We start from the raw sequence: 12,618 nt of genomic DNA, 5'->3' as shown, positions 1-12,618 counted from the left end.
GTGAGAGGAAAGGAGGAAGAAGGCTGAAGCGAGGTTGCTTCAGCCTGATAATATTTGATTAACGGCGACCCTCACGGCGCAGCGCACCCTGAGTAAACTCGTTATCGTTGAAAGACTGACTGAAGTCGTACATGTCTTCTTCGTTATCTAACCCAATCGCAAGGTAGCGACGAGAGTTTAGATCATGATAGACATCCAACGTACTCCAATGTGTCGGCACTTCGTAGTAATTAAGACCATGTGCCATCGCGACGCGATACATCTGATCACGGTTATCATAGATATCCGTTACGTGGATTTGCCAGCTATCTTCATCAATATAGAACACACGCTTTTTGTAAATATGGCGAGTGCCTTCTTTCAGGTTAGCTTCGACTACCCATACACGGTGTTTTTCGTAACGTACGTGTTCAGGGTTGATGTGGCCAGCCATCAAAATATCATCATACTTAAGCTTGTCACTATGTAACTTATAGCTGTTGTAAGGGATATACATCTCTTTTTTACCAACTAGTTTCCAGTCGTAGCGGTTTGGAGAGCCGTTAAACATATCAAAGTCATCTGTTGTACGTAAGCTATCTGACGCAGTTCCTGGTGCATCATATGCAACGTTTGGCGCACGTCTTACACGACGCTGGCCAGCGTTATATGTCCAAGCCTGACGAGGTGTCAAAATTTGGTCCATTGTTTCATGTACAAGCAATGCAGTTCCAGCAAGACGTGCAGGTTCTGTCACTTGCTGCTTAAACTTAAACAGGATATTTGACTCTTGCAATGCTTCAGGGGTTGCATCTGTTGCAGAGTACTTAACCAATAATTGCTCATCGAAACCGATAATGTTGTAAGCACCTGACTCCGTAGGCATCGCTTGACCGCCGTAACGTGCAATCGACAAGCCACGGAAACGCAATAGGTGGTTCCAGATAGCTTCTAAGCCATCTTTCGGCACCGGAAACGGAATACCGATAGCGGTATTTTTAATGCCGTTACCACCTTCGATCAGCTCTGCTGTAGATGCGTATTTCTTTGTTGCATCATACACAAACTGCGGATAAGACGCGCTGCGTCTAGTTGGGTAAATGTTCATTTTGAACGTTTCTGGATACGTTTCAAATAGCGCAATTTGACCAGGGCTTAACAATGACTTGTATTTATCTAAATTCGATTTATCAATTGTGAACAATACTTTGTCATCAGCAAACGGATCTGGATGGTGCATGCCCACTTCATAACCAGCTGGAGGCGCGGTGATCCCACCATTCCAAGCCGGAATACTGCCATCAGCATTACCCGCTTTCTCTGCACCGATAGGCGTCAAATCTTTACCTAAACGTGCAACTTCGTCAGCGCTAATCTTAGCCATAGCGCTGCTGGCAGACAGCATTGTAATTATTGTTGCTGCGATAAATGTAGGTTTTCTAAACATATCGAAAGCCCTTAAATTGAATACTTAATGTTGAATGAGATGAAGTCACGGTCCGCAAAGGTATTCGTCTTACCACCACCCCAAAACGTGTTATAGCCAAAATCAAATGACCACGAATTTAGGTAGTTAAAGTTAAGATTAATGCCCAGCGATTTACGATCCTCAATGAACAAGAACATAGGATCAGGGGTGATACCGTTAACATCATGTGAGAACACTACGCGTGGAGAAAAATTCACACCACTGAATAGGTTGTTATACTCACCCTTTGCAATAAGGCGATAGCCCCATGCAGAAGCCGATGGGAATGGATTGGTCTCAGGACCATTTGAAACCGCTTGGTGGATAAGATTGTAATCTCGGCCAGAAAGCCCCTCAATCGTGCCACTTCGGCCAGTACCTGAAACATTCAAACGAAGCTCATCGTACTCTGGCATGTCTTTAATAGTAACTGCGCCTACTTCACCAACCACAGCCCAACTATCTGCACCGAGCGATGGGCCGAACAAATGTGTTGCTGTAAACTGTGCTTGAATAGTGTCTCGCAAGATATAACCTTGCGCCACTTCACCAGGACCCACAAAAGCGATATCGTCCCCTTGACTAAGCTGAGATAAACCAGCCAAATCATCACGCAGACCCGCGGCGGCTAACTGTTCAACCATGCCAGCGTAAAGTAGTTCAACGTCATCTATCTGTAGTGGTTCATCTTGTCTATATGCCACTTCACCAGCAAATGCGGTTTCACCGATCGCAGTATTAAAACTTAAGCCATACAATTTGATGTCTTCAGGATAGGTAATTTGCGCTTGAGTAAAGGCGTTTAGGTTAGTGACATTGTCTGCGGTAATTTGATTTTGTGCGATGTAAGCTAAATCAGCCATTATCGCTTGCTCTGTAAAGTTAGATGCTTTACCAGAAATCAAAGGTCTACGGCTATGGTAATTAATGTAATACAGACCAAATTCAGTGTCATTTAGCTCTGGAGAGAAAATGCCTAAGCGTAAACCGTACTGACCACCATCATCTGGTTCGCTCTTACCGTTATTTCCTTTTCCTTTAAGCGCCACTTTAGTCGGATAAGCCATATACATAGACGCTGCGGCACTGCCAACTGCTTGTGCTGTTGGTACTACACCTTGAGCAACCAATGCGGCCGTTGCATCAGCATATAAACTGTTTAATGCGTCAGTGAGGTGATACAAATCGATATCAGGGTTTGAGGTAAAACCAAGCTGAACATTTTGCATATAACCATTTTCAGATGCAAAATCATTGGTTGAGAAGTAACTACCTGTTGCCGGCAATCTGGTTTCATGCCATTGATACTGATAAAAACCTTCAAGGTTGACGTTTTCAGACAAACCAATCGACGCCCAAAGCATACCTACAGGGATAAAGGCTTCTTTTACTTCAGAGCCTGGCGCTTTCAGACGGTCGATATCAACTGGGTTGACGTTAATTCCGTGGGAAATAAGTGTACTTTCGCCCCAGTTAACTACTTGCTGACCTAAACGCACGGAAAGCGGGTTTTTGCCATCATTGAGGTCAAAATCCGCCCACACAAATGCATCTAGCAAGCGTAAATCCGAACAGACTTGTTTTCTGGTATCGTCGTCTTCACACGGGTCAACTTTTTTGCCTGAAACAGGGTTGCTATATGCAAAATCCCCATCTTCCATCGCAAAGTCGTAGAAATACATGAAACGAGTGAACAAACCATAGTTATCTTTGGTAATTGCTAAATCATGGGTACCTTTTAACAACTGAGAGAAAGTATCTCCAGAGTCAAAATTTAGGTTACCAGCATCACCATTATTTGAATAGGCACCCTGTTGTGACCAGATCTGTGACGAAGAATAGATGGTATTGCCAGTGGTTGCTTTATAACCATCCCAGTCAAACTGTGGATGATTACTTTTACCGATGAAATCAAAGTTACGATCTTCAACGCGAATGCTTTGACCATAAGAAAAAGTCGAGTCGAAGGTAATTTCGAAATCACCAACCTCAAAACTGGCCGCGTGTACTGACGTGGCGGCAGCTCCCATTACTGCCGCGCTAAGACCGAGCATGATTTTGTTTTTCACAAAGAGCGATCTTTTTATCATTATTTCTCCCCCTTTTGGCGGGTCATGTCTAGAGCTTAAGCTCTTAGAGTTATTGTTTTTTGTTGTCTAAACGATAGAAGCGAAACCGCGAAAATACAAATACTGCTCCACTAAATCAACGCTTTTTCGCCTCTAGGGGCGTATTTTACTCTTGGTAAGACGTCCTACCAGATAATTTATAACACGTATTTCAAGCTTATAACAAACTCATTTAACAAAAATAAAATATGTTTTGCAGTTCTACTTCGATTAAGTGACTTTTTCTAACGATAGAAACTTATTACTATCATCCAAGATGAGACGGAATCTCCCCCTGATCCCAATTGATGAAATAAAGGGGCGAATACGCTCTGCGGGGAAGCGAATACTCTTCCCCCCATCTTCAATCACTTGCACTGAAGTATAGTGCCCGTAGTAGTAACCGAGACACTTGTCGTAGCTCAAATCCATGTAAAAGAAGTACTCTTTCATCTACTGCGCTAGCGCCTTCTCTACTTTCTCATATAAGTCGTCGCTCAAACCTTCTAAGTTAGCCAAACGGCTCAACTGTGCGCGCATCAGCTGTTGGCGCGTTTGATCATAACGCTTCCATGACATGAACGGCGTGATCATACGAGACGCATTTTGTGGATTGATGCTGTTTAGCTCCACTAATAAATCACCTAATAGCGCATAGCCCTTACCATCGGTACGATGGAATTGCGCAGGATTAGTTCTCGCGAAGCTTCCTATCAATGCGCGAACCCGATTAGGATTGCCTTTGTCAAAACAAGGATGCGCATAAAGCGTATTTATATTCGATATCACTCCATCATTAGATAAGCTTGCACTTAACGCAAACCATTTATCCATGACTAGGCTATCGTGACGCCATTGACTATCAAATTGACTGAACAAACTTTCCATCTTTGTGTGCTGCGCGGAGACAGCTGCTTTTAATGATGCCAGCTTAGTGGTCATATTGCTTGAAGAAAATTGATTATCTAGCGCGCTATCAACACTATCAGAGTCTGTTTTCGCTAAGTAATAAAGCGCTTTATTTTTAAAGGCTCTGATCGCGACATCTTTTGCTTCTAATGAGCCTGAGTCTTGCAAAGACAAATAAGCGTGTTCAAATACCGATTGAAGTGATTGCGCAATTTGCATTTCAAATGCATCGGAAATTGAAACAAGTTTGTCTACTGGGATAATTTCAAATTGACTGGCTAACGTATCAAACGTTGGTAAAGTCAATAACTCAGCCAGTAGCGCAAGGTCTCCATCTAACGCTTCCAGCAATGAGGACAACGCACCGAGGACTTTTGGATCCAGTTCGAAATCGCCTGACGTAACCGCTCGTTTAACTTCAATCATAAAGATTTGCTGCATTGCTTCCCAACGAGCGTAATCACTACGCGCAAAACGCAATATGTGTAGTAACTCATCAATGGTATAGCTGTACTCCATAAGCACTGGTGCTGAAAAATCCTCTAGCAATACAGGAACTGGTTTACTCGCAACTTGCTCAAACTCAAACCGTTGCTCAAATTCAGTAATATCTAACGCTCGTTGTATTTCCCCGTGTTTTGTTAGCAACGGAACGCTTTCACCTTGCTCATCCAAAAGCTCTAGCTTAAATGGAATATGCAGTGGTGCTTTTACGAGATCGCAATCCGCATGGCTTTGACTCACCGTAATTGCATATGTTTGTGCCTGTTTGTCATACTTGGTAGCCACTTTTACTCTTGGCGTGCCGAATTGCTCGTACCATAGTTTAAATTGCGTTAAATCAACACCTGAGGCGTCCATCATTGCATTAACGAAATCATCGCACGTCACAGCCTGTCCATCGTGACGCTCAAAGTAGAGCTTCATCCCTTTTTGGAAGTTATCTTCCCCCAATAAGGTATGCATCATACGGATCACTTCAGCGCCTTTGTTATAAACAGTCACGGTATAGAAGTTATTCATTTCAATAACTTGCCGAGGCCTTATTGGATGCGCCATTGGCCCCGCATCTTCCGCAAACTGATGCGTACGCATCGCCATTACTGCGTCGATACGGTTTAGGCCTCGAGAACCTAGATCGCTGCTAAACTCCTGATCTCTAAATACGGTTAGGCCTTCTTTTAAACTAAGCTGAAACCAATCACGACAAGTAACTCGGTTCCCAGTCCAGTTATGAAAGTACTCATGTCCAACTATCGATTCAATGGTGTGAAAGTCTCGGTCTGTCGCAGTCTCTTGGCTTGCCAACACACAGGCACTATTAAAGACATTCAGACCCTTGTTTTCCATTGCCCCCATATTGAAAAAATCAACCGCGACAATCATGTATATATCCAGGTCGTATTCCAAATCGAACCTTGACTCATCCCATTCCATGGCCTTCTTTAGTGACGTCATAGCATGGGGAGCTTTATGTAAATTGCCTTTATCGACAAATAGCGCCAACTTCACCTCTCTACCCGACTTAGTGCTGTAGTTGTCTTCTAATACGTCAAAATCGCCAGCAACCAAGGCAAACAAGTAGCTTGGTTTTTTATGCGGATCGTGCCATTTTGCAAAATGTCTGCCGTCACTTAGGCTCCCTTCTTCAACTTTATTGCCGTTTGATAATAAGTAACGATACTTTGACTCACCGATGATCGTCACCGTATAAGTCGTCAGTACATCAGGTCTGTCCATAAAGTAGGTGATTTTTCTAAATCCTTCCGCTTCACATTGCGTACAATAAGCGCCATCAGAGAGGTATAAGCCTTCAAGTGAGGTGTTTGTTTGCGGCGAAATTTTAGTGACAATTTTGAGTTCAAAGGCCTCTGGCAAGTTAGAAAGAATCAATTCAGAATCGGATTTTTCAAGGCTTTGCCACTCTTCTCCATTTACCTGGCAAGATGCTAACTCTAAGTCGACACCATCCAATATTAATTGTGTCGCATTGCCAACCGCGACAAACTGACTGACAGCAGTCACGATTGTATTTCTTGGGCTTAACTCAAAGGTCAAGCAAAGCGTATCAACGGTATGGCTTGGTGCAAGGTAATCTTTAAGAAATTTGGCTTGTGGTTTTTGAGTCATATATAATCCTTACAAAAACGCCCCAAAAAGGGGCGAGTGATAAAACAAATTTGATATCGCCAATTCTAAGGATAGGCGTTTTATGTCTATTCGGCCTGTTGGAAAAGGCTTGAGCGAGATTGCAAATACGCTATTTTACGCTCGGCCTGTTTTCTCATTTTGATTCTTCCGCATTTATCGTTGGCGGCGTAATCTTAAGGATCTTGATACCAAGATACGCGTAGATGACCGCCAGCACAGGATTGATCAAGTTAAAGAATGCGTACATGGCATAATCAAACGGATTAATCAGTAGTACACTTTGCATATATGCGCCGCAGGTGTTCCACGGGATCAGTGGACTGGTGATTGTGCCACCATCTTCCAGCGTACGAGAGAGGTTTACACTCTTCAAACCGCGCTTTTTGTATTCTTCTTTGAACATACGACCGGGGACAACAATCGCGATGTACTGATCCGCTGCAACTAGGTTTGTACCAATACAAGTTGCGATAGTCGAAGCAATTAACGAACCTGTGCTCTTTGCTATTTTAAGAATGCTGCGTACGAAGACATCAAGTAAGCCTGTTTTTTCCATAATGGCACCAAACATCAATGCTGTCATCACCAGCCAAGTCGTCGTTAGCATTGATGACATGCCACCGCCACTTAGCAAATCGTCCATTTTTGCATCACCTGTTTGCAACGCAAAACCGTCAAAGAAAGTCGCCCACACTAATTTCACATAGCCCACTAACTCACCTTGGCTAGCATCAATTTGACTTGCGATAAGCTCACCTTGGAACAGTACTGCCCATATTGCCCCCATTACCGCGCCAATTGAAATCGCCGGAAAAGCTGGCATTTTCTTGATAGCAAGCCCAAGCAGCACCAGCAAAGGAACTAGCATTAACAGGTTAATATTGAAATTAGTTTGTAGTATCGAAACAATTTCATCTATCCGCCCCGCTTCACTTGACGCTTCAGCATTAAAGCCCATGACAATAAATATAATAAGTGCGATTACAAAGCTAGGTACAGTAGTCCAAAGCATATGTTGAATATGATCAAATAAATCACTACCAGCGACTGCAGGCGCTAGGTTTGTGGTTTCAGATAACGGGCTTAGCTTATCGCCAAAATAGGCACCTGAAATTACTGCCCCCGCGGTTACGACCTGATCTAAGCCAAGCCCCGTCGCCACACCTAATAAAGCGACACCTATGGTTGCGGCCGTCGTCCATGAGCTGCCTATACTCATCGCCACAATTCCACAAATCAAACAACTCGCAGCATAAAACCAACTTGGATTGATAATTTGTAGTCCGTAATATATCAGTGTTGGAACTGTGCCAGACAATAGCCAAGTACCTATCAAAGCACCAACCATTAGTAAAATAATAATGGCACCGAGTGAGATAGTTATCCCTTTGATCATCGCTTCTTCAAGCGTTTTCCACGTAAAACCATTTTTAAGGCCTACGAGAGCCGCGGTGAATGTAGCAAATAGCAAGGCAATTTGGTTTGGACCTGATGATGAACTGTCACCATAGAGGTACACCGCAGCACCGAGCAAAGCGACCAACAAAGTGATCGGAATAAGAGCGTCAATAAATGACGGCTGTTTTTGTTGTTTCAAAAGGAATACTCCTACGCACGACGACCCATGCTTATAATTATTTTATTTGCAGTATACCGTTTTGAGCCGTTTTGAGTAGCTAGGTTGCCAGTGGTCGAGCCACGCACCATTCTCAAGAAGCCTCAAAAGAGTATCAGCTTAGAAAATCTGGCAGATGATAACAAAATTTGTTAAGTAAAAGTAAGGGCAACAGGCATAATAAAAGGCGCTTGAAGCGCCTTTTATTTATTTTTTAACTTCGTTTTTGGCTATCCGCCCGTATGAAATTAGGTCCTGCGTGATAAGGGCAGCCTCTTCTAGGTAAGGGTCTAATTCTGAAATAACCTCTGGCGCATCGTCCAAATCTTTAACTGGCTCTAGTCCGAGACGCTTCAACCTTTCATTTGTCCGCTTCAATACCAGATCATCGCGATCTTCGCGCTCTTTAATACGCTCAGATTCAACTAAAGAAATCGCTTTATCATCCTTGCGCGCTTTGTATTCTTCAATGTCTTTATAAATATATTCGAATTCTGGTTCAACTTTTACTCGCTCGTCATGGCGCTTGCTCAAGTACTGAATAGTTGGCGACAAGTTATCTAAACTCGCATATTTTGCACGAACAATACTATCCCAAGGCAATGCATTATCCTCTTGGCTTTCTCCCCACTCTTCAGGGTTGATCGCCGATGGTAGCAAGATATCAGGGATCACGCCTTTATGTTGAGTACTGCCACCGTCAATACGATAAAACTTCGCAATCGTGTAAGTTACACTCCCTAAAGGGTTTTCGAATAAATCGTAATTTTTACCGAGGCCACGATGTTGTTGCACTGTACCCTTACCAAAGGTTTGCTCACCAATCACCACAGCTCGGCCATAATCTTGCATCGCAGCAGCAAAAATTTCGGATGCCGAAGCACTGTAGCGGTCAACTAAAACAGTCAAAGGTCCATCGTAGAAGGTAATGCCATCTCTATCTTGTTGACTTTCAACGCGGTTATAAGCGGTATGGATCTGAACAACTGGACCTTGATCAAAGAATAAACCTGATAGCTGGGTCGCTTCGTAAAGCGAGCCACCACCATTTTGGCGAAGGTCAATGATAACCCCATCTACTTTGGCTTCTTTAAGTTTAGCGATTTCAGTTTTTACATCTTGAGAAAGATTATTGTAGAAACTCGGAATTTCTATCACGCCTATTTTGCTTTGTAGCTCAGAATACTTGGCTTCAAAAACAGAAGACTTAACCGCGCGATCTTCCAATTTTACTTTGTCACGAACAATTTCAACGACTTTAGGCGTACCGTGACTATCTGTACCTTTAAGGTATTGAAGTCGAACCTTGGTCCCCTTAGGGCCTTTGATGAGATCGACCACATCATCTAAACGCCAGCCGATAACATCTACAAATTCTTTGTCATCTTGTGCTACGCCGATGATTTTGTCGTCCGGCTTGAGCTTTTCGGCTTTGTCCGCAGGGCCACCAGGAACTAAACTACGGATCACAGTGTAATCTTCATCGTAACTTAATACCGCACCAATACCTTCAAGCTCTAAGTCCATATCCATTTTGAACTGTTCTGCACGGCGTGGCGAGAGATAGGATGTGTGTGCTTCAATGCTGCGTGCAAACGCATTCATGATTACTTGAAATGCATCTTCACTATTCGTTTGGACTAGACGTTTTTGCGCATTTTTGTAGCGCTTGGTAAGGACTTCTTTGATCTCTTCCCAATTTTTCCCAGTCAATTTTAAGCGCAGCGCATCAGATTTAACACGCTGGCGCCAATATTCGTCAAGTTCGCTTGTCGCGGTTGCGTAATTTTGCTCTTCTCTATCAAAAATGAACTCATCTTTTTTGTCAAAGTTCATTTCTTTGTCGAGTAAGCCAATGGCAAAATCATAGCGCTCAAAGCGACGCTTCATGCTTAGGTTAAACATATCATAAGCAAAACCCAGTTTTCCTGAGATCAATGCATCATCAAATTGCTTACGATACTGTTGAAAACTATCGATATCCGACTGCAAAAGCAAAGACTTGTTAAAGTCGATGGCTTCTACGTAACGATCGAAAATTTTATCCGATAAGCTGTCATCAAAGCTGAAGCGTTTGTAGTGTTGTCGAGTAAATAGGTTAGTCACTCGTTTACTAGCCGTGGTGTGTTGCGCTTCAGGTTTAAGAACCGGCAAGTCCTTAATAGTGACTGTGCTTGTTGAGGCTAAAGTAACACTCGATACGAACGCGGCGACTAGGGAAATGAGTGGTAACTTTTTACTCATATACAACTCCTTACTGGATATATAGGCTATCTGCTTTAGTTTTAACTTGCATTCCTGTTACAAGCTCTACGTGCACTTCATCATTTTTGACTTCAGTGATAGTAGCGTTAACAAGCGCTTGACCAAGTTTAACTTTAACTTTGTTATTAACCTTGACCTGTTCAGCCGGTAAAGGTTCAACTTTACCACTGCGCTTAGGTTTAACTTCAGCAGGTTTATTACTCATTTTAGGGCGTTTTTGGTCTTGACGATCCCTTGAGTGAGGTTTCTTTTTGTAAGATTTTGTTTCGCCATCGCGATTGTTTGGACGCTGCGGCTTTTTACGCTTAGCCATTTTGGCACGGCTCTCGGCCAATGCTTTTTCTGCGTGTTCAACGTGCTCTTGTTCAACCTTTTCAGCCTGATTGCCGTCTAGGTCTACACGAAACTCGTTTTTAGTGACTGCTTCGAGATAACGCCAGTTTGAAGTGTATTTACGAAGTGCTTGACGTACTTGGGTTTTACTGACTTTGTCCGAACCCTCAATACGCTCAGCGATATCTTTGAAAATACCAACCTTTAATGGCTTAATCCCCTCCTTTTGCTTGAAGCAGTTAGGAAATTCTGAAAATAAGAAGTCTAATACTTCATTTGTGTCTTTTAGCTTGTTTGTGGTTTCCATTTTTAAACCTATTAATTACATCTGCTCATCGAGCGACGAGTTTATATAGTGTGTAACCCAGTCAATTAGCTCTTCTATATCTGCTTCAAGAAGCGCTAAATCACCGCGAAGATGTTCCCAAATACCTTCTATGAGCCTATCTATTGTGTCACAGTCTAAATCTTCGGGAAGTAAATCCCATGCGTGATGAATAAGTTCATTTAAGCGTTCTGCAACAACTTCTTCTTCGCCTTCCCAATCACCAACATCGGCGTAGGAAAACAAATAATCTTGTACCTGAAGCATATCTTTCATTAAAGCGTTTCCTCAAACGCTTTAACTAACGCTTCTAATCCGATCTTATCCTGCTCGTCAAATCTTGCCAGACTAGGACTGTCAATGTCTAGCACGGCAATCACTTTATTATCTTTAAAAACAGGGATCACAATTTCTGAATTTGACGCTGCATCGCAAGCAATGTGGCCAGCAAACGCATGAACATCCTCAACCAATTGCGTTTCACAAGTTGCAGCTGCTGTGCCACATACCCCTTTACCAACAGGAATTCGGATGCAGGCTGGGTTGCCTTGGAATGGCCCAAGAACCAACTCTTCAGCGCTATCCATAAGATAAAAGCCTGCCCAGTTGATATCTTCAAGAGTTGTAAATAAAAGCGCACTCAAGTTTGCCATATTGGCAATCACATTGTGTTCACCACTGACTAGCCCTTGAGCCTGTTTAACTAAAGTCTGATAAAAGTCTTGCTTTTGCATTACCATCAAATTCACGAATTGAACGACAAAAGCTAAAGGTACTCTTTCGGAGAAATAATTAAAACCTTTTCGACTGAAAAAGTATTAATTATCTGTAAAACTGAGACTGCTCGGTTAATTATCACTCAGTTTTACGATGACCTGCCCGCAAACCAAACAAGAATAGCCCCGCTGCGAGCATTGACATTAAGGCGTTAACAATAAAACCGACACCCGATTGTGCAGCGAAAAGATAGCTAAATACCGCACCACCAAGTAAGCCCAGTGTTAACAGACCACCATATTGCACCTTGTTGTACCTAAACATAAGGATATATCCAGGAACAACGAATAGGCACATTGCAAGACCAACGATGTATGCGTTAGAAATTGCGCTGAGTAGTAAGTTAAAAAACATCTCACTGCGACCGAGTGTAAAGCTGTAGTAAACCCCAAGCACACCACCCACGATTAACGGTGATAATAAAGAGAACCCTACTCCTTTGCCAACTTGTTTCATATTCAACACTCTCTACACTAATTATTCATTCAACACTACTGAGTATTGTGCAAGCAGTGCCTCTGCACTAGCCGACTTTGGTCTAATAAGTATTTATATCGAGAGTATACTGGTGACGGGAGATTTCTGTTATCAGAAACAAAAAAGCCCTCAAATATGAGGGCTCAGATTGATGATAAACCCCGCTTTTTTAAGCGGGGTTTATTTTTCCCAGTTGTTGGAGCAGTTTTCT

The 12,618-nt window shown here is 42.8% G+C and carries 10 protein-coding genes; all 10 read right to left on the bottom strand.

Going from position 1 to position 12,618, the window contains the following annotated elements; translation table 11 throughout:
- Positions 1-58: 58 nt before the first annotated feature.
- The 10 genes from CKO50_RS17830 to CKO50_RS17785 all read right to left on the bottom strand — a co-directional run bounded on the left by CKO50_RS17830 (position 59) and on the right by CKO50_RS17785 (position 12,386).
- Positions 59-1,426, bottom strand: a complete 1,368-nt coding sequence (locus CKO50_RS17830) for a DUF1329 domain-containing protein (protein ID WP_095729263.1) — start codon at positions 1,424-1,426, stop codon at positions 59-61.
- Between the two features lie 11 nt (positions 1,427-1,437).
- Positions 1,438-3,537 carry a DUF1302 domain-containing protein gene (locus tag CKO50_RS17825; protein WP_095729262.1) on the bottom strand — a complete coding sequence of 700 codons (2,100 nt, stop codon included), beginning with the start codon at positions 3,535-3,537 and terminating at the stop codon, positions 1,438-1,440.
- Positions 3,538-3,786: 249 nt separating this feature from the next.
- Complete coding sequence (locus tag CKO50_RS17820; protein ID WP_010604628.1) at positions 3,787-4,008, bottom strand: DUF2835 domain-containing protein; 222 nt, start codon at positions 4,006-4,008, stop codon at positions 3,787-3,789.
- Positions 4,009-6,594 (bottom strand): aminopeptidase N, encoded by a 2,586-nt coding sequence (gene pepN, locus CKO50_RS17815; protein WP_095729261.1) that lies wholly within the window; start codon positions 6,592-6,594, stop codon positions 4,009-4,011.
- 154 nt (positions 6,595-6,748) lie between these two features.
- Positions 6,749-8,212, bottom strand: coding sequence for a Na+/H+ antiporter NhaC (gene nhaC, locus CKO50_RS17810; protein WP_095729260.1), 1,464 nt, complete (start codon positions 8,210-8,212; stop codon positions 6,749-6,751).
- A 225-nt stretch (positions 8,213-8,437) separates the two neighbouring features.
- Entirely contained in the window at positions 8,438-10,474 is a 2,037-nt protein-coding gene (gene prc, locus CKO50_RS17805) for a carboxy terminal-processing peptidase (RefSeq protein WP_095729259.1), read from the bottom strand.
- A gap of 10 nt (positions 10,475-10,484) precedes the next feature.
- Entirely contained in the window at positions 10,485-11,135 is a 651-nt protein-coding gene (gene proQ / locus CKO50_RS17800) for an RNA chaperone ProQ (RefSeq protein WP_010604625.1), read from the bottom strand.
- Between the two features lie 15 nt (positions 11,136-11,150).
- On the bottom strand, positions 11,151-11,429 hold the full coding sequence (locus tag CKO50_RS17795; RefSeq protein WP_010371557.1) for a hypothetical protein: 279 nt from the start codon (positions 11,427-11,429) through the stop codon (positions 11,151-11,153).
- Positions 11,429-11,887, bottom strand: coding sequence for a GAF domain-containing protein (locus tag CKO50_RS17790; RefSeq protein WP_095729343.1), 459 nt, complete (start codon positions 11,885-11,887; stop codon positions 11,429-11,431). Before CKO50_RS17790 ends, CKO50_RS17795 begins: the two co-directional genes overlap by 1 nt.
- Positions 11,888-12,008: 121 nt before the next feature.
- A complete protein-coding gene (locus CKO50_RS17785; RefSeq protein ID WP_095729258.1) occupies positions 12,009-12,386 on the bottom strand; it encodes a hypothetical protein in 378 nt (125 codons plus the stop codon).
- Positions 12,387-12,618: the final 232 nt, after the last annotated feature.

This window comes from Pseudoalteromonas sp. HM-SA03 (genome assembly GCF_002289345.1).
Classification (GTDB): Bacteria; Pseudomonadota; Gammaproteobacteria; order Enterobacterales; family Alteromonadaceae; genus Pseudoalteromonas.
This window is presented reverse-complemented; position numbering and strand designations above follow the sequence as displayed.

What these genes read in the sequence shown, in the direction of transcription:
- CKO50_RS17830 (WP_095729263.1), bottom strand. Translation starts at nt 1,426, where the DNA reads ATGTTTAGAAAACCTACATTTATCGCAGCAACAATAATTACAATGCTG.
- CKO50_RS17825 (WP_095729262.1), bottom strand. Translation starts at nt 3,537, where the DNA reads ATGATAAAAAGATCGCTCTTTGTGAAAAACAAAATCATGCTCGGTCTT.
- CKO50_RS17820 (WP_010604628.1), bottom strand. Translation starts at nt 4,008, where the DNA reads ATGAAAGAGTACTTCTTTTACATGGATTTGAGCTACGACAAGTGTCTC.
- pepN (WP_095729261.1), bottom strand. Translation starts at nt 6,594, where the DNA reads ATGACTCAAAAACCACAAGCCAAATTTCTTAAAGATTACCTTGCACCA.
- prc (WP_095729259.1), bottom strand. Translation starts at nt 10,474, where the DNA reads ATGAGTAAAAAGTTACCACTCATTTCCCTAGTCGCCGCGTTCGTATCG.
- proQ (WP_010604625.1), bottom strand. Translation starts at nt 11,135, where the DNA reads ATGGAAACCACAAACAAGCTAAAAGACACAAATGAAGTATTAGACTTC.
- CKO50_RS17795 (WP_010371557.1), bottom strand. Translation starts at nt 11,429, where the DNA reads ATGAAAGATATGCTTCAGGTACAAGATTATTTGTTTTCCTACGCCGAT.
- CKO50_RS17790 (WP_095729343.1), bottom strand. Translation starts at nt 11,887, where the DNA reads ATGCAAAAGCAAGACTTTTATCAGACTTTAGTTAAACAGGCTCAAGGG.
- CKO50_RS17785 (WP_095729258.1), bottom strand. Translation starts at nt 12,386, where the DNA reads ATGAAACAAGTTGGCAAAGGAGTAGGGTTCTCTTTATTATCACCGTTA.